The 16,523-nt window shown below is 70.9% G+C and carries 15 protein-coding genes; 7 read left to right on the plus strand and 8 right to left on the minus strand.

Annotated features, from left to right (window positions below):
• Complete coding sequence (locus ABEA43_RS06485) at positions 1-1,149, minus strand: PucR family transcriptional regulator (RefSeq protein WP_345559672.1); 1,149 nt, start codon at positions 1,147-1,149, stop codon at positions 1-3.
• Between the two features lie 215 nt (positions 1,150-1,364).
• Between ABEA43_RS06485 and ABEA43_RS06490 the strand changes: the two genes are divergently transcribed.
• Positions 1,365-1,973: a hypothetical protein gene (locus tag ABEA43_RS06490; protein WP_345559673.1), complete on the plus strand. Its 609-nt coding sequence runs from the start codon at positions 1,365-1,367 to the stop codon at positions 1,971-1,973.
• 89 nt (positions 1,974-2,062) lie between these two features.
• Here the strand turns inward: ABEA43_RS06490 and ABEA43_RS06495 are convergent, their stop codons facing one another.
• Genes ABEA43_RS06495 through ABEA43_RS06505 form a run of 3 tightly spaced genes read right to left on the minus strand, consistent with a single transcriptional unit; the run spans position 2,063 to position 4,157 of the window.
• Positions 2,063-2,734: a hypothetical protein gene (locus tag ABEA43_RS06495; protein ID WP_345559674.1), complete on the minus strand. Its 672-nt coding sequence runs from the start codon at positions 2,732-2,734 to the stop codon at positions 2,063-2,065.
• Positions 2,735-2,739: 5 nt separating this feature from the next.
• Complete coding sequence (locus ABEA43_RS06500; RefSeq protein WP_345559675.1) at positions 2,740-3,846, minus strand: hypothetical protein; 1,107 nt, start codon at positions 3,844-3,846, stop codon at positions 2,740-2,742.
• Complete coding sequence (locus ABEA43_RS06505; protein WP_345559676.1) at positions 3,837-4,157, minus strand: hypothetical protein; 321 nt, start codon at positions 4,155-4,157, stop codon at positions 3,837-3,839. The genes ABEA43_RS06500 and ABEA43_RS06505 overlap by 10 nt, the downstream gene beginning before the upstream one ends.
• 138 nt (positions 4,158-4,295) lie before the next feature.
• Between ABEA43_RS06505 and ABEA43_RS06510 the strand changes: the two genes are divergently transcribed.
• The 3 genes from ABEA43_RS06510 to ABEA43_RS06520 are packed head-to-tail and all read left to right on the plus strand — an operon-like array spanning position 4,296 to position 5,903.
• Positions 4,296-4,685: a YbaB/EbfC family nucleoid-associated protein gene (locus ABEA43_RS06510; protein ID WP_345559677.1), complete on the plus strand. Its 390-nt coding sequence runs from the start codon at positions 4,296-4,298 to the stop codon at positions 4,683-4,685.
• Between the two features lie 14 nt (positions 4,686-4,699).
• Positions 4,700-5,077, plus strand: coding sequence for a YbaB/EbfC family nucleoid-associated protein (locus ABEA43_RS06515; protein ID WP_345559678.1), 378 nt, complete (start codon positions 4,700-4,702; stop codon positions 5,075-5,077).
• Positions 5,078-5,108: 31 nt separating this feature from the next.
• Positions 5,109-5,903, plus strand: coding sequence for a class I SAM-dependent methyltransferase (locus tag ABEA43_RS06520; protein WP_345559679.1), 795 nt, complete (start codon positions 5,109-5,111; stop codon positions 5,901-5,903).
• A gap of 28 nt (positions 5,904-5,931) precedes the next feature.
• Here the strand turns inward: ABEA43_RS06520 and ABEA43_RS06525 are convergent, their stop codons facing one another.
• Together ABEA43_RS06525 and ABEA43_RS06530 are read right to left on the minus strand one after the other, a co-directional pair.
• Positions 5,932-6,606, minus strand: coding sequence for a response regulator (locus ABEA43_RS06525; RefSeq protein WP_345559680.1), 675 nt, complete (start codon positions 6,604-6,606; stop codon positions 5,932-5,934).
• Entirely contained in the window at positions 6,603-8,042 is a 1,440-nt protein-coding gene (locus tag ABEA43_RS06530; RefSeq protein WP_345559681.1) for a sensor histidine kinase, read from the minus strand. Before ABEA43_RS06530 ends, ABEA43_RS06525 begins: the two co-directional genes overlap by 4 nt.
• Before the next feature lie 290 nt (positions 8,043-8,332).
• Here ABEA43_RS06530 and ABEA43_RS06535 point away from each other — a divergent pair, with 290 nt between their 5' ends.
• A complete protein-coding gene (locus tag ABEA43_RS06535; RefSeq protein WP_345559682.1) occupies positions 8,333-9,625 on the plus strand; it encodes an alpha/beta hydrolase family protein in 1,293 nt (430 codons plus the stop codon).
• 50 nt (positions 9,626-9,675) lie between these two features.
• On the opposite strand, the gene ABEA43_RS06540 is transcribed toward ABEA43_RS06535, so the two are convergent.
• A complete protein-coding gene (locus ABEA43_RS06540; protein ID WP_345559683.1) occupies positions 9,676-10,998 on the minus strand; it encodes a hypothetical protein in 1,323 nt (440 codons plus the stop codon).
• Between the two features lie 566 nt (positions 10,999-11,564).
• Here ABEA43_RS06540 and ABEA43_RS06545 point away from each other — a divergent pair.
• Together ABEA43_RS06545 and ABEA43_RS06550 are read left to right on the plus strand one after the other, a co-directional pair.
• Positions 11,565-12,242: a response regulator gene (locus ABEA43_RS06545; RefSeq protein ID WP_345559684.1), complete on the plus strand. Its 678-nt coding sequence runs from the start codon at positions 11,565-11,567 to the stop codon at positions 12,240-12,242.
• A 275-nt stretch (positions 12,243-12,517) separates the two neighbouring features.
• The gene (locus ABEA43_RS06550; RefSeq protein WP_345559685.1) at positions 12,518-14,374 is read left to right on the plus strand and encodes an AfsR/SARP family transcriptional regulator; all 1,857 of its coding nucleotides are present in this window, start codon (positions 12,518-12,520) and stop codon (positions 14,372-14,374) included.
• Between the two features lie 126 nt (positions 14,375-14,500).
• Here the strand turns inward: ABEA43_RS06550 and ABEA43_RS06555 are convergent, their stop codons facing one another.
• Positions 14,501-16,426, minus strand: a complete 1,926-nt coding sequence (locus tag ABEA43_RS06555) for an FG-GAP-like repeat-containing protein (RefSeq protein ID WP_345559686.1) — start codon at positions 16,424-16,426, stop codon at positions 14,501-14,503.
• Between the last annotated feature and the right edge of the window lie 97 nt (positions 16,427-16,523).

Genomic DNA, 16,523 nt, shown 5'->3' on the forward strand with positions numbered 1-16,523 from the left:
TCACCCGGCCAGCAGGCGCGCGACCGCCGTGCTGAGCATCCGTACGCCGAGGGTCGACCCGGGTTCGATGCCGGTCACCTTGCGGGCGCGCTGCAGCCGGTAGTCCAGGGTGCGCGGGTGGATGCGCAGCTCGGCCGACGCGGCCGCCCGGTTCATGTCGTGCCGGTAGTAGGCGTGCAGCGTCGACACGAGGTCCGGCCCGTCGGAGAGCTGCCGGGCGAACGCGCACAGCCACGCGTCGATCTCGGGTGTCTTCGCCACGGCCATCTCGACGAACAGATCGGCGAGAACGTACAGGCGGGCCGGCCGGTCCTCCATCGGCGCGACCCGGCTGGCCTCCCGCGCCCAGGCGAGGGATTCGGCGAGCCGGCCGGTCACGCCCTCCACGGAGGCGACCTGGCAGGCCCGCCCGAGCGTCGTCACCGCCGACCGCACCTGGTGCAGGGCCACCGTACGATCCACGGTGCAGGGGGTGAGCAGGATCAGCTCGCCACCGCTCAGCCAGGCGACCAGCGCGCCGGCGGCGAGCGCGCTCACCACGGCGGCGCGGACCCGCGCGGGCACAGCCGGGGCGGGCAGCCGCAGCACGGACAGTACGTAACGGGCGGCCACCAACGGCCGCAGCAAGCCGGCCAGCCGCGGCTCCACCGGCTCGTCCGCGAGCAGTGCCCGCGCGAGCAGCTCGTTGCAGGCCGTCAGCGTCCGTGACCGCCCCACCCCATCGGTGTACCCGTGCAGGTACGCGCTCCTGGCCCGGACTCCCTGCGCGCCGAACCAGCCGAACATCCGCAGCAGGTCGTCGCCGTCCTCAGGACCGGCCACATCGTGGATCTCCTGGAGCACGAGGTGCGTGTGCATCCCGAACGCCCGCTGCTGCGACAGCACGGACAACCCCAGCTCGGCACGCCGGCGGCCCACTGCGGAGATCACCGACAGGTCGTCGTCGCTGAGCGGCAGACGCGCCGGCGCGAGATCGAGAGTCCGGGACCGGACGAAGACCGCGAAACCGTACATGCTCATGTGGTCGTCGCGCTCGTCGCCGATGATCGGAACGTCCTGATATTCGGGAATCTCGCGCAGAAACACCGACACGGCGTTCCGCGCGTTCTCCGCCACCCGTTCGCGTAACAACGCAAATAATCCGCCCATGGTCCGTTCCCCCGTCAACGGTCAAGTTCGGTGCTTCCCCGCCGGGTATTCGTCGCCCCGCGCGCCGTGGATCAGCGTTCTTTACGCGAACGCGCAACAGCACGTGAGATGTTGTGTCGCCGTCACGAAGACCTGCTCGCCGGGCGAATCCAATACTTGGCAGGCCGCGGCCCGTTCGGCTGCGGCGCCATTCACCGTCCGACGAAGGGATCGGTATGCGACTGCGTCATCTCGTCCTGACCGTGCTGCTGGCGTGCCTGGGCGCGACCTGGATCGGTGCTCCGACCGCTCAAGCGGTGGCCGCACCGCTCAAGGTCCAAGCGATCGACGCCTATCTCGGCGGCGTCGATCTCAACGGCTACTGCAAGTCGATCGGCTATGACGGTGCCAAGACGGCGGGCAACGGGTTCGCGGACTGGCGGTGCTACATCGGCAACACCGAAGTCGGCCTCTCGTTGGTCAGCGCCTGCCAGTGGCAGTTCAGCCCCCTCGTGGCCGCCGGTTATCCGATCACCGCGCAGACCAACGGCAACAGCGCGGGCGAGTGGAAGTGCCACGCCGCGGCGGGTGCGACCGCGTTCTACAAGGGCATGAACCTCGCGGGCTACTGCCAGTCGATCGGCCACAACGGCGCGCGCCACCGTGGCTCCAACGTGACCGGCTGGGTGTGCACCCGGAACGACGGCGCCGAGGAGCGCCTCAACCTGCATGCGGCCTGCACCTGGCAGCACGCGGACAAGGTCGCTCAGGGATGGGCCGTCGTAGCGGTGTGGGAAAGCTACGCGGACTCGTTCAAAATCAATTGCCGGGGCGTGCACGCCTGACGCCCGCAGGAACAGGGGGCGTGCACGCCTGAGGCCCGCGTGAACAGCGCGCCGGTGGCCCCGGTACGGGTGCCGCCGGCGCGTCCGGGTCAGTCCGATTCGCTCAGCCGCTCCTGGGCGAACGAGCGGATCTCCTCTTCCTCGACCAGGGCCGCGTGCTCCAGGAGGCTCGTGTTCTCCCCGTCCGACAGGCTCGCGGCGGCGGCCGCCGCGAACAGCCGGGTCACCGGGTCGCCCGCCTCCAGCCGGATGACGATGCCGGCCGCGTCGGGCTCCTCGTCGTCCTGGAGGATCAGCCACTCGGCCAGCTCCTTGATCTGGCCGGGGGGCAGGCTCGACGCCCCTGCCCTGAGCTGCTCGATCGAGGCCTCAGCCAGGAATTCGAGCACCTTCCAGCGGACGCCGCTCTCGGGGTCGCGGCTCAGGTTCATGACCTGCGCGATGATGGGCCCGTGCCGCTCGTCGGCGTTGTCCAGCACCACCCCTATCGCGTCGTACCGTACGCTGCGGACCGGGCTGGACAGGAGGGGCGGCACCTCGTCGATCAGCGGCTCGGCGAGCTCGCCGAGCTCCGACAGCAACCAGGTCGCCGTCGGCACGAGCTGGTCGTCACCGCTGTGCAGCAGCCTGGTGAGGTTTTCGACGGGGTATCCGGCGTAGAGCTCGCTGAGCAGGTCGTTGGCCGCCGGGCCCACGACGTCGCCGTCGGCCGGATGCGCAAGGATGCGTTCGATCAGGTCCTCGCCCGCTTGCGGCTGCATCGGCCCTACCATTTCCTGTTCTTCTTCTGCTGCTCGTACTCCGCGTCAGTGGGGTAGCGGTCGGCGTTGGCTTGAGAGCTCCCACTACTGTATGTGCTCCCGCTGGAGGTGTCGGGCGTCGAGTCGTACTGCCCGCGCCGGATGCTGTCGTTGAGGTCTTTGAGCGCTTTCTCTTCTCTTCTGATCCGCTCCGCGTGCCCGACCTCGTAACCCTTCCTGTCTTCCTCTTTCTTCCTCGCCTTGATGCTCTTCTCCAGCGCGGCCTTGGCGGCCTTCGCCTCCGACTCCGTCATGCCTTTGGCGCTGGTGGGCGGATCGCCGTGGATCCTTCCGTCATGCTGTGAGCCCTGGTTCGAGTTCCGGGACCAGAAGCCCCCGCTGCGGCCGCTGTCGCCGCTGTTGCCCCTGCCCCGGTTGTTGCCCCGGTCGTTCCGCCGGTTGCCGCGGGCCATCTGGGCGATGTTGTCCTTGAGGGACCGGGGTCCGGACGGGTTCCGCAGGCCGGACGTCCGCAAGGGGACGCCGCCGCGCGGACCGGCCGCGGCCAGCCGGGTCCCCGGACCTCCTGGGCGGCGAAGGTCGTCCAGGATGCGGCGCATCGGGTCGGTGACCCGGCGGCGCACGATGGGAGCGATCACCTTGCCGGTGCCCTCGCTGCCCTCACGCAGGATCTTCCTGACCGCCTGACGCGACGCCAGCACCCGGGCCGTCGCGACCGTCGCCCCGACCGCCCCGCCGAACATCAGCGCCTTGGCCACGCCGACCGCGGTGAACACCGCCTGCGTGCCCGCCGCCACCTTCACCGCCGACACCACGGAGGCGGTGCCGTCCAGGGCCACCGGCACCACCTTCATCGAGGCGTTCGCCTGAGCGACGTGGCCCTGCGCACCGGTTCTCTCCCAGTGCTTCTCCATGCTGGTGGCGGACTCGCCGCGGTAGACCTGCTGGGCGGCGCGGACCGCGGAATCGGCGCCGCTCGCCGCGGGGGCCGTACCGGACTGGGCGATTCGCGCGGCGTTGCCCTCGGCCCTGACGTCGTCCTCGTTCATGTTCGGCCAGGGACCGAGCAGCTGCATCATCCCGGCCGCTTCCGGGGGAAGCACTACAGCCATGTGCGACCGATGTTCTGGGTGGTCTCGGTGCTCGCGGCCTCACCGTCGCGCGTGTTGTTCACCACGGCGTGCAGGCCGTCGCCGGTGTCGGCCAGCACCGTGGACAGCCCGGTGAGCGCGGCCATCGACACGGCGCGGCACTCGGCGTACATGCTGGTGAACATCCCGAACAGACCGTCATCCCCGAACGAGGACACCCCGTCGCCGCGCGTTCTGAGCGGATCCAGCGCGGCGTTGTAGTCCTCTCCATGGGTCCTGATCCGGGAGGCTTCCTGCCCCACCGCCCCCAAGGCGATCTCAAGTCCCGTCATGCCGACGCACCATATCGTCATTTGTCATGATCGTTCCAACACTTGTCATTCATGAGATCTACAGCTCAATGTCAAAATCGCGGTGGTATGTGTCTAGACTGGGCCGCTGTTCGCTCTCCTGACAGCCGGAGGTCCGACATGCGGCCACCCACCCCGGACAACGACGACGAGTACCTGCTCGAATACTTCGCCCAAGGACAGCAGGTCATCCGCGACCTGCAGGCGGCACAGTCCGCGATCCGGCAGGTGGAAGGCCGGGCGAAGAGCAAGGACGGGCTGCTCGAAGCGGCCGCCGACGGCTCGGGCGGGCTGACCGGGCTGCACATCGACCCGCGGGCGCTGCGGCTCGGCGAATCGGCGCTCGGCCGCGAGGTCGCCGCCGTGCTCCGGGCGGCGCAGGACGACGCGGCGCGCAAGGCGCAGGAGATCGCGGACGCGGCGGAGAACGCCGCCGCGCTGCCCCAGCCGCTCGACGAGACCTTCGTACGCGGGCGGGTCGAGCAGGTCGCCAGCGATCTTCTTCACTAGGTTCGGAGGCAAGCGTGTACGGCCAACACTTCGACCCCGCCGACATCAAGGACGAGGGCATCGACGAGGTGGCCCGCCAGGGTGAGCGGGTGCTGGCCTGGCTGGAGACGGCGCAGGCGGACCTCGACGAGATCGTCGGGGCGGGCGAGACGGCATCGGGCCAGGTCAAGGCCACCGTGGACGTGAACGGCCGGGTGCTCGGCGTCACCTACGGCCCGCGCGCGACGCGGATGAGCAGCCAGGAGCTGGCCGGGCAGACGCTCGCGGCGGTGGGGGCGGCGTGCGCGGACGCCCAGCGCCAGACGCACGACCTCATGCGCGAGGCCATGCCGGACTTCGACCCGGTGGCGGCGAGCGAGCAGTTCGAGCGCCTGCTGACCGACTGGAGCTGACCAGGCCCTCTCCCCCTGGCAGGCTTGCGGCATGACCCGCGAACGTTTGCGCGCCACCTTCGACACCGTGGCTTCCCGCTATCAGCGGGCGCGCCCCGACTACCCGGCCGAGCTGTACTCCGACCTGCTCGCGATGACGGGGGTCGCACCGCCCGCGCACCTTCTCGAAGTCGGCTGCGGCCCGGGGAAGGCCACACGACCGCTCGCGGAGCTGGGGTTTCGGATCACCGCCGTCGAGCTGGGCGAAGCACTGGCGGCGGAGGCACGGCGCGGGCTGCGTGACTTCCCCGGCGTCTCGGTGCTCACCTCATCGTTCGAGGCGTGGGAGCCGCCGGCCGGCGCCCAGTTCGACCTCCTCTACGCGGCCACCGCCTGGAAATGGGTCGATCCCGAGGTGAAGTACGAGAAGGCGGCCGCGCTCCTGCCCCCGGGCGGCCACCTGGCCGTATGGGACGCCGACCACGCCTTTCCCGCGGGCTTCGACCCGTTCTTCACCGAGATCCAGCAGGTGTACGACGAGATGGGGCTGGGAGACGTCGACTCCTGGCCGCCGCCACGGCCCGAGGACCAGCCCGACCCCCACGCCGCCGACTTCGCGCGATCCGGGCTCTTCGACGTCGTCGGAACGCGGCGCTACGTATGGGCGCTCCACTACACCGCTGAGGAGTACATCGCCCTCCTGGACACCTTCTCCGGCCACATCGCCATGCGGGCGGCCGAGCGCGAACAGCTCGACGACGAGATCCGCCGCCGGCTGGCCGCACGTCCGCAGAAGCGACTCACCCGGCACTGGCTGGCCGTCCTCACGGTCGGCCGGCGTCTGTGACGTGACCGCGTTGACGTGACTGGGCCCCTCATGTAGGCGGGCGGGAGGGGGAGATCAATCCGGTCTCGTAGGCGAGGACCACGGCCTGGACGCGGTCACGGAGGCCGAGCTTGGACAGGATGCGGGCGACGTGGGTCTTCACCGTGGTCGCGCTGAGGGTCAGCCGGTCGGCGAGTTCGGCGTTGCTCAGGCCGGTGGCGAGCAGGCGCAGCACCTCCAGCTCGCGCGGCGTCAGCTCGGACAGGTCCCGGTGGAGGGCGGCCCTGGCGTCGTCGCGGCGGGCGAAGCGCTCGACCAGGCGGCGGGTGATCGTCGGTGCGAGCAGGGCGTCGCCGGAGCGGACCAGCCGTACCGAGGCCACCAGGTGCTCGGGGGTGACGTCCTTGAGCAGGAAGCCGCTGGCGCCCGCGGTGAGCGCGGCGTAGACGTACTGGTCGAGATCGTAGGTGGTCAGGATGAGGACCCGGGTCTCCTCCGCGCCGCCGCGCATGATCTGCCGGGTGGCTTCGATGCCGTCCATCTGCGGCATCCGGATGTCCATCAGCACGACGTCAGGCCTGGTACGCCGGACGGCGGCGACCGCTTCCGCCCCGTCGGCGGCCTCGGCCACCACGTCGATGCCGTCGGCGTTGAGTATCATCCGGAATCCGGTGCGGACCAGCGCCTGGTCGTCGGCGATGACGGCGCGCAGCGGCGCACTCATGCGGTGCTCCAGGGGATGCGGGCGTTGAGCCGGTACCCGCCGCCGGCCGGGCGGGCGGTGTCCAGGGTGCCGCCGTAGAGGGCGAGCCGCTCGCGCAGCCCGATCAGGCCGCGGCCGTTGCCGGTCCGCGACTGGGCCGTCCGCGTGCCGCCGGTGTCGGTGACCTCGATCTGCAGCAGGTCGCCGTCGTGGCTGATCGTGACGGTGGCTGTCGCGCCCGCGGCATGTTTCACGGTGTTGGTCAGAGCCTCCTGTACGACCCGGTAGACCGCGAGATCGACCCCGGGGGAGAGCGGGCCGGGCGGCGGTGACAGCTTGACGTCCACGGACAGTCCGGCGGCGCGGACCCGCTCGATGAGGCCGTCAAGCTGGCCGAGGCCCGGCTGCGGTTCGAGCCCGTCGTCGGGGCCGTACCGGCGCCCGCCGTCCGGGCCGGCTCGGTACCCGTCTGGGCTGTCTCGGTGCCCATCCTCCTGAGCGGCGAGCAGGCCCATGACGTTACGCAGCTCGGCCATGGCGGCCCGGCCACACGTCTCGATCGCGACCAGAGCCTGCTTGGACTGCTCCGGCTGCGCGTCCAGCACCTTTCGCGCGGCACCGGCCTGGATCACCATCATGCTGACATTGTGCGTCACCACATCGTGGAGCTCGCTCGCGATCCGGGAGCGCTCGGCCTGGACCGCCTTGCGCATGGCGTCCTCCTGAGCCTGCCGCAGCTCGGCGAGCCGATGCCTGCTGTGCCGCCAGAACCGGACAAAGCTCGCCAACGTTCCGGCGCTGAGCAGGATGACGTAGGGCCCCAGCCAGCTGGGGAGGCTGGGGGCGATGTCCTGGTCCGCGGCGGCGGCGAGCACCGCCGCGAGCACGATGCTCGCCGCCGCGGGCACCCGGTTGCGGCTGTGGGCGACGGCGCTGTAGGCGGCGATCACAGCGGTCAGTACGGTGATCCACGTTTCGCTCCCGGTCGTGGCCAGCGTCGCGGACAGCACCACCCAGAAGACGGCGAGGGGGTACCGGCGCCGGGCCGCCAGCGGCAACGCGGTGAGCACCACCAAGAGCAGCGGCGGGTCGTTCCCGCCGAGGCCGGCCTGTGGGTGCGGGGCAGGCCGGACCGAGACGGACGAGCCGGTGGGCCGGGCCGGCTCGGGCGAGCGCGTGCCGGTGCTCGCGTCAGGCGTCGCGGCCGGCAAGGCGGGCGAGAGACCGGGCGAGGGACGTGCGGGCGGCGGTCCGGGCGAGGGACGTGCGGACGGGGGAGCCGGCCGAAGCTGCAACAGCTCGGCCATGGGATGCGGCCGCTCGCCGGTGCCGCCGTCGGGGCTCTGCAGGCCGGTGGCAGCGAACACCGCGGCGGCGGCCAGGACGGTCGCGAGCAAGACGTCGGCGACGAGTGCTCCGCGCGACGGACGGGCCGTTCGCGCTCGCGGTCGCAGCATGTCGAGCACGTAGCGCCACCGAATCCGTCGTTGATGTGCTGTCACCTGCGCATTGTCGCGTCTGTTCGGTTCGCCGCGCATCGTGCTGATTGACCGGAGCGGTGTCCGCAGGGAGTACATCGCAGTGATGACAGCCCGCGCCGGTCCTTCCCGGGAGGTATCCGATGTCGTCGCAGCGGCCGATGCGCCTGAAGATCGGCTGCGCCTAGCTTTTACCTGCCATCAGGTCGCCGCGGGGCTTTCCGCCGAGGCGGCCGTCTCGACGGAAGAACGGACATCCCATGCGTCGTGTGACCGAACCGGAGGGCGCCACCAGGAGGTATGCCGGTCGTGTGCCACGTACCGGCATGATCGCCCTCGCCGGGCTACTCGCCTTGGCCGCGTCCGCGAGCCTCGCCGTCGCACCCGCCGCCTCGGCATCCACGTCCGGCACCGCCGGCGCCCCGACCGCGCTGGCCGCCGTCGGCCCTCAGACCGTGCCCGCCGTCGCCGGTGCCCGGACCGCGGTGAGCAGTACGCCGTACCTGCCCAAGCCGACCGGTTCGCATCCGGTCGGCACCACGTTCCTGCACCTGAAGGACACCTCCCGTCCCGACCCCTGGGTCCCCGCGGCGAAGGCCAGAGAGCTCATGGTCTCCCTCTGGTACCCGGCGACGTCACCGGGCCGCCGGACGGCGCCGTACATGACCGCGAAGGAGTCGGAGCTCCTCATCGAAGACGCGAAGCTGACCGGCGTCCCGCCCGACGCGTTGAGCAAGACGCGTACCAACGCCTTCGTCGACGCCGAGCCGGCGGGCCGCAAGCACAGCCTGCCCCTGGTGGTGCTCTCCCCGGGCTTCACCGAGCCCCGCAGCTCGCTCACGGCCCTGGCCGAGGACCTGGCCAGCCAGGGGTACGTGGTGGCCGGGATCGACCACACCTACGAGAGCCTGGGCACGACCTTCCCCGGCGGCCGGACCACCACGTGCGTCGCCTGCGAGGTGGCCCCCAAGGGCGCGGAGTTCTGGAGCAAGGTGGGCCGGAGCAGGGCGGCCGACACCTCCTTCGTCCTCGACTCGCTGACGGGGCCCCACCCGAAGTGGCGGAGCGCCGCACTGATCGACGCGTCGCGGATCGCGATGGCGGGCCAGTCCGCGGGGGGCGCCGTCACCATTCCCACCATGCTGAAGGACACCCGCGTGCGCGCCGGGATCGACATGGACGGCACCACGTTCGACCCGATCCCGGACAGCGGCCTGTCGCGGCCGTTCATGTTCCTGGGCAGCCAGGCGATGCACAGCCCGGGCGGCAAGGACACCACCTGGGATCGTGACTGGCGGCAGCTGACGGGCTGGAGACGCTGGCTCGTGGTGACGGGAGCCGAGCACTTCTCCTTCACCGACACCTCGTTGCTGCTGGAGCAGCTCGGCGTCTACCGCAACCCCGGCCTGGCGGGAGCCCGCGCCGTGGAGATCACCCGCAGGTACGTCCGCGCCTTCTTCGACCTGCACCTGCTGAAGAAGCCGCAACCGCTGCTGGACAACCCGTCCACCACCTATCCCGAGCTCAAGCTCTGCGCCCCGGAGAAGAAGACCTGCAAGTAACGGTCAGGTCAGGAGCCGGGCCGTCGCAGGTCGTCAGCTCGCCCCTCAGGTCAGTTCAGGCCGTCGAGGAAATCCTCGGCCACCTTCGTCAGGGCCGGTTGCGCCACTGCCGGCTCGAAGAACGGCGCCCGGTAGCCGGCGGCGCCGACGAGGCCGCCTCCGGTCGTCGTCCCCCGGAACGTGACCTCGACCGTCCTGTCGCCGGCCAGGACCTTGATGAGGATCTCCATCGTCGGGGGCGCGCTCTTGTCGTACGGCCTGGTGGTGCTGGAGACCACGGCGAATGCCTTGTCGCCGAGCCCGGAGAGCTCCTGGCGGGGCTCGTAGACGGTGTGGACGCGATCGCCGGTGAGGCCGCCCTTGGCGTGGTAGCGGTCGTACTTCCTGGCATCGCGATCGAACTGGTACGCCGATCCGGTGTCACCGCCACCCCAGTCGACCACGCGGATGCCCAGTTGACCGCCGCGAGCGGTGAATTCCTGCCCAGGCCGGTGCTCGACGGCCTCCTTGACCGACCAGGTGCAAGTGGTCTGTTTGATGCCGCCCTCATTGGTGCCGACGGACGGTCCACCGGCGGCGGGGAAGAGCGCCGACTCGATCTGCCCGGTGGTGACGAGGGCGCAGGGGCCGGTGAGCTTCACCTTGGCGGCGCTCTTGGCCATTTCCGTGGTGATGAGCCCGGCGACCTTCCCGGCCGCGGCCCGCGTCTCGTCGCCGGTGGGGTACTTGGCGCCGGTCCTGTTGTCACCGCCGTAGCCGACCTTGATCAGCCAAGGTCCCTGCCGGACGAATACCTCCGCCTTGAGCCCGCTCCTCCCGATCGAGGTCTGGCTGTAGGAGGCGTCGCCGTACGTCAGCGCCTTGAGCTCGCCGAACGCCGAGCCCGAGGTCCTGCCGTCGATCCGGTTGCCGTTCCGGACGTTGACGCGCCGCTGGTGCGTCTTCTTGTCCTGGCCGAAGCGGTCCACGGCGTTGTCAGCGGCGTCGCGCGTCTCTGTGCTCCCTGCTGCCACGGAGATGCTCAGCGTGCGCTGACCGAGGACGCCGTCGCCGACGTTCATCTTGTTGTTCGCCCAGCTGCAGGCCGCCCGTTTCTCGGTGTCGGCGGCGGCTTCGGTGGACGCCTCCTTCCCGCCGTATTCGGCATCGGCGACCAGGCTCTTACGCAGATCGTCCGGTACGGCTGCGCAGAGCTGGTCGCCGGTGATCGCCCGGAGCCGCACCGCCTCGGCGGCCCTGGTCTCCTTGGCGGTGGGCGACCGGACCGGAACGCTCCGGCCGGAGGCCGGGTCCGCGGTCGGGCCGGCCTTGCCGCGGCCCAGAAGCAGCCAGCCCCCGGTGGCCAGCCCGCCGATCAGGAGGACGCCGAGCACGACGACGACGGCGATCAGCGGGCCCTTCCCCTTGCCGCCGCTGCCGTGGCGCGTCCGGCGCCCGCCGGGACCCGGAGGCCACTGCGCGCCTGGGCCGGGCGGGTGCTGGCCGCCGGGACCGGGAGGCCACTGCCCGCCTGGGCCGGGCGGCGGCTGGCCACCGGGACCGGGAGGCCACCGTACGCCCGGTCCCGGTCCGTCCTGCGCCGGAGGTGGAAAGCCGCCGGAAGGCCGGGACCCCGCGCCGTGCCGGCCACCCGGATGTCCGGGCGCGCCGGATCCGTGGGACGGCGGATGAGGGGTGGACATCAGCGAACCTCCAGAGCGGGCGATTGTGCCGCCCGGACATGGCAGGCCGACAGCGCGAAGGGCGTGCTTCGCTCCCGCGCGCCCCGGGATGCGAGCCTAGGGATCGCCGGGACGCGGGTGTGTCAGGTGAATGCCCCTCAAGGTGATTACGGTTCGGTCAATCGTTAGGCTTTCGTCCATCAAGATCGGCGGGAGCGAGGTGGCGGGTTGGCGCAGGAGGCGGCGCGGCTGCTGACCATGGTCAGGAGGGAGCCCCGATGCCGGCCGACGAGCTGATCACCGCCGTGATCGTCGACGATCACGCGGCCATCGCCGCCGGAGTCGGCAGCTGGTGCGCACGCGCCGTACCGCCCATCGACCTCATCGACGCCGGAGACCGGCTCGCCGACGTCTGGACCGGGCCGGGCGCCGCCGCCGATGTGGTGATCTTCGACCTGGAGCTGGTGCCCGGCCTGCCGGACTTCGGGGAGCTCCGCAGGCTGGTGGACACCGGCAGACGCGTGATCGTCTACTCGCAGCACATAGAAGACGCCATCGCCATCAAGTGCGTCGATCTCGGCGCGCTCGCCTACCTGACCAAGCGGGAGGGGCCGGATCACCTGGTCCCCGCCATCCGGGCGGCCGCGCAGGGCGAGCCGTACACCGGGCCGTCGCTGTCCGGGGCGTTCATCGCGGACACCTCCGCCGACCGGCCACGGCTGTCGCAGCGGGAGGTCGAGGTGCTGCGGGCGTGGTTCGTCTCCTCCTCCAAGGAGCTCGTCGCGGCCAAGCTCAACATCGCCGCCAAGACCGTCGACACCTACATCACACGCGTGCGGGTGAAGTACGCCAACGTGGGACGAAGCGCCCGTACCAAGAGCGAGCTGGTCAGCCGGGCCCTCGACGACGGGCTCATCACGCTCGCCGAGCTCAACCAGACCGAGAGCTCTTTGTAGGGCATTCGCCGGACATCGGTCCCCCCGCCGTCTCCGTACAGTGGTGCTCGGCCACGGCCAGATCGCGTGGACACCCACTGCACGAGGCAGCGGGCATCCCCTTTTTGCCCGGGGGCGAAGGCCGATGTCGAGGAGTCGCCGCTCAGCGGTGACGGCGCTTGTGGCGGACGCGCCCCGCACCGGCTCACCGCCGCAACGGCGGCCGGTCCTGCTCCCATGAGCGGACATCTCCCGGCCCAGAGTTCGCGTCGGCACCGAGATGACAGGGAGCCCTGATGGGACTGGAGATGAGAATCCTGGGGCCGTGGGAGATCACGGCGAACGGCGAGCGGGCCGTGCTGTCCGGCGAGCGCCGGGTCGGGGTCCTGACCAGGCTGGCGCTGAGCGCCGGGCAGCCGGTTTCGGCGGATCAGCTGCTGGCCCAGATCTGGGGCGAGAGCACGGTGACGACGGCGGGCAAGCAGCTGCACATCGTGGTGTCGAAGCTTCGCGGCGTGCTCGCACCGCACCAGGGCGACGACGTCATCGAGACCGTCTCCGGCGGCTACCAGCTGAACCTGCCCCGGGAGCGCATCGACGCCCACCTGTTCTCGCTGCTGGCCCGCCGGGCACGTGCCGCGCGGGCGCAGGGGGAGATCGCGACGGCGGACGGGCTGTTCCACCGGGCGCTGGCCCTGTGGAGAGGGGACGCGCTGGCCGGCATGACCGCCTCGTGGGCCCAGACGGAGTCCGTTCGCCTGGAGGAGGAGCGCCTGACCACGCTGGAGGACCACGTCGACCTGCGCCTGGCCGCCGGCGATCATCAAGCGGTCGTACCGGTGCTCACCGCCCATGTCGCGGCCAACCCGCTGCGGGAACGTCCGCGCGCCCAGCTGATGCTGGCGCTGTACCGGGCCTCGCGGCTCTCGGAAGCACTCGACGTGTACCGGGAGACGCGCCGCGTGGTGGCCGAAGAGCTGGGCATCGAACCAGGCGTGGCGCTGCGCCGGTTGCAGCAGGCGGTGCTCCGGCGAGATCCCGCGCTCGACCTCGGCGCCTCGGCGCAGCGAGCCACGCTCGCCAAGGCCGTCGTCCCGACCGAGCTCCCCGCCGACATCCGGGCGTTCACCGCGCGGGCCACGGAGATCGCCCGGCTGCGCAGGACGCTCACCGACACCAGGCCGGGGCTGCCCGCCGTCGCCGCGGTGCACGGTCCGGGCGGGGTCGGCAAATCCGCGCTGGCCGTGCACGTCGCGCACGCGGTCGCCGATCGCTTCGCCGACGGTGTCCTCTACGTCAACCTGCGCGCCGCCACCGCCGGGCTCCAGCCGTTGCGGCCGTTCGAGGCTCTCGGCCGGTTGCTGCGCTCACTCGGGCTCGACGACGCCGCCATACCGTCCACCCTGGAAGAGGCCGCCGCCCGCTACCGGTCGCTGACCTCGGCGCGTAATCTGCTCGTCGTCCTCGATGACGCGCTCGACGCCGGTCAGGTCCGGCCGCTCATCCCCGCCGGGCCCGCCTGCGCGGTCGTCATCACCAGCCGGCAGATCATGGCCTCGCTCGACAGCACGAGCCGGCTGCAGCTGACCGGGCTCGGCCACGCCGACGCCACCGCGCTGTTCGCCCGCATCGCGGATCCCGTCAGGGTCCGTGACGAGCCGGGAGCGGCGCAGCAGATCGTCCGGCAGTGCGGCGGCCTCCCGCTCGCGCTGCGCATCTCGGCGGCCCGCCTGGCGGCCCGGCCCGATCGGACGCTGTCCTGTCTGGCCGATCAGCTCGCCGACCCAGGCCGCCGGCTCGACGCACTCGAACACGCCGATCTGGCCATCCGCGACAGCATCTCGATCAGCCTTCAGCACCTTCTGAGCGAGCCAGGGGGTCGTGCCGCCTCCCGCGTGTTCCTCCTGCTCGGGCTGATGGAAACCCCCGTCCACACGGCGGCCGGCACGTCCGCTCTCACCGGCTGGCCGGAACGCCGGGCGGAAGCCGCGCTCAACCATCTCCTGGACGCCTGCCTGCTCGAATCCGCCGGGCCCGATCGCTACCGGATGCACGACCTGGTCCGGCTGCACGCCCGCGAGCAGGCCGCCGCGCATGGCGCATCGCCAGCCCTGGCGGGCACCACATACCGGCGGCATACCGCCGCTCCCTAGTCTGCTCCCGTTGAACAGGAATCTTCCGAGCCGTGGACGCGGAGCTCTCGTTGCTGCGGCGTGAGCTCCCGCGCTCATGAGAAACCCTCGAACCCCATGGGTTCGAGGGTTTCGGACGTCCTGAGATCAGAAGTGCGGCGTCCATCCGGAGCTGACGGGGACGGCCGGGCCGAACTTGTTCGCGCCCTTGCCGTTCCAGATGTTCAGCGTCCCGGTCTTGCCGTGCACGGCGGCGATGTCCGTGCGGCCGTCCCCGTTGACGTCCCCCAGCGACATCAGCGAGCTCGCGTACGGCTCCCAGCCGGCGCCGACCTCCGCGGCGCCGGTGAAGCTGTTGGCGCCCTTGCCGTTCCAGACGTGCAGGATGTTGTCGGCCTTCCTGACCGCGAGCAGGTCGCCGATGCCGTCGCCGTCGAAGTCGCCGCCGATCGGCTTGCCGAACGCGGTCCAGCCACCGCCGACCGGGTCGGCCGGGCCGAACCTGTTGCCGCCCTTGCCGTTCCAGATGTACAGCGTCCCGGTGTCGCTGTGCACGGCGCCGATGTCGGCGCGGCCGTCTTCGTTGACGTCCCCCAGCGACGTCAGCGTGCTCGCGTACGGTCCCCAGCCGGGGCCGAGCTCCGTGGGGCCGGTGAAGCCGTTCGCGCCCTTGCCGTTCCAGACGTACAGGATGTTGGTGTCGTTCTTGGCCGCGAGCAGGTCGCTGATGCCGTCGCCGTTGAAGTCGCCCGCGATCGGCCTGCTGTAGTCCGCCCACCCGTCGCTGAGCGGGGTGGCCGGGCCGAACGTGTTACCGCCTGCCCCGTTCCAGACGGTCAGCTTCCCGGTGGCGGCCGAGAAGAGGTCGCCCACCCCGTCGGCGTCGAAGTCCGGCGTGGCCGATGCGCTCATCCCGGCGTATTGCGGGTTCTGCGCGTGGGTGAGGGTCTCCCAGCCCAGGAAGTGCGACACCCCGACGGGGCGGCTCTGCTCGACCCACCGGGTGGCGTACGGAACGTCGTCGTAGCCGAGACGCTCGTGCAGCGCGTTGTAGCCGACCTCGAAGTGCTTCCCGAGGGTTCGGGTGACCTTTCCGCCGCACAGCCACGACGGCACCGTCCCGCCCAGTTGCAGGCGAGCGTGGTAGTCCATCGCGAGCCGGAGCCGGTGCTTGGCCTTGGAGTAGAGGTCCACGCCCTGGTGGCCGGCCGTCTCCGCGACGTGGGAGATGGCCGCGAGACCCCATCCGGTGTGCCAGAAGTCACGGCAGGTCTCCTGAGCGAGCCCGTCCACGAATTTGGTCTGGCCGTGCCAGTAGTCGATGATCTCGGCTTTGGTGTTGTACGTGCTGTTCGGCGGCGCCTTGGGCAGCGATCCGTCCGTTTCGAGGTAGATGTAGGCGGGCAGCCGGCCGCGCCAGGTCGTGACCGCCCGGTCGAAGGAGGCACGGTCGTCGAGGTGCACGGCGATGCCGATGGCGGCATCCGTCATGATCAGTTCCCAGTTGCCGTTGCGGTTGGGCGCGCCGGCGATCACGGTCGGCAGGTACACGGTGCGGAGCTTGCCGGCGAACCGGCCGGCCTGGGCCCAGCCGGTGTAGGTGTGCTTGATGAGCTCGGCCGCGCGGGAGAAGCTGGCGCCCGCCCATCCGGTCTGCAGCGGCGCGTTCTCCCCGGTGTGTCTGGTGATCACGGCCGACCAGGCGTCCATGATCTGGATCGCTTTGTCGGCGTAGCGGGAGTCCTTGGTGAGATACCACTGCAGGGCGTGCGTGTAGGCCGCCATGGCGTCCGTGCGCTCGTCCGAGCAGCCGTAGTCCGGGTTCGACACCGGGCCGCACTCCACGACGGCGCGTGGCTTGGCCGTATAGGACAGCGAGGCATAGGAGCTGCGGCGCAGGCTGCCCCACGCCGACTTCCACGGCTCGTTCCCGAGGTTGGCCCTGACGAAGTCGAGCTGAGCGCGGCTGACCAGGACACCGGGGTGCTTGAACGCGGCCGCCTGCGCGGCCTGCGGGGCGGATAAGACGGCGGCCACGAGCAGGCCGACGGCAAGAGGACGAGCGAGACGCACGGGGTTCCTTCCAGGGAGAGGACGCCTATTTCGCCAGCCGCCGCCTCGGGTGTCAATTTTTCTGGGCCGTGGACACCGGCCGCTATACCCGCGGCAT

Source organism: Nonomuraea rosea, assembly GCF_039539705.1.
Lineage (GTDB): Bacteria > Actinomycetota > Actinomycetes > Streptosporangiales > Streptosporangiaceae > Nonomuraea > Nonomuraea rosea.

Excerpts from the sequence above, each read along its gene's own strand:
- ABEA43_RS06525 (WP_345559680.1), bottom strand. The coding sequence starts at position 6,606 with ATGAGTGCGCCGCTGCGCGCCGTCATCGCCGACGACCAGGCGCTGGTC.
- ABEA43_RS06520 (WP_345559679.1), top strand. The coding sequence starts at position 5,109 with ATGACCCGCGAACGTTTGCGCGCCACCTTCGACACCGTGGCTTCCCGC.
- ABEA43_RS06485 (WP_345559672.1), bottom strand. The coding sequence starts at position 1,149 with ATGGGCGGATTATTTGCGTTGTTACGCGAACGGGTGGCGGAGAACGCG.
- ABEA43_RS06510 (WP_345559677.1), top strand. The coding sequence starts at position 4,296 with ATGCGGCCACCCACCCCGGACAACGACGACGAGTACCTGCTCGAATAC.
- ABEA43_RS06530 (WP_345559681.1), bottom strand. The coding sequence starts at position 8,042 with ATGCTGCGACCGCGAGCGCGAACGGCCCGTCCGTCGCGCGGAGCACTC.
- ABEA43_RS06550 (WP_345559685.1), top strand. The coding sequence starts at position 12,518 with ATGGGACTGGAGATGAGAATCCTGGGGCCGTGGGAGATCACGGCGAAC.
- ABEA43_RS06490 (WP_345559673.1), top strand. The coding sequence starts at position 1,365 with ATGCGACTGCGTCATCTCGTCCTGACCGTGCTGCTGGCGTGCCTGGGC.
- ABEA43_RS06500 (WP_345559675.1), bottom strand. The coding sequence starts at position 3,846 with ATGGCTGTAGTGCTTCCCCCGGAAGCGGCCGGGATGATGCAGCTGCTC.
- ABEA43_RS06545 (WP_345559684.1), top strand. The coding sequence starts at position 11,565 with ATGCCGGCCGACGAGCTGATCACCGCCGTGATCGTCGACGATCACGCG.
- ABEA43_RS06505 (WP_345559676.1), bottom strand. The coding sequence starts at position 4,157 with ATGACGGGACTTGAGATCGCCTTGGGGGCGGTGGGGCAGGAAGCCTCC.
- ABEA43_RS06495 (WP_345559674.1), bottom strand. The coding sequence starts at position 2,734 with ATGCAGCCGCAAGCGGGCGAGGACCTGATCGAACGCATCCTTGCGCAT.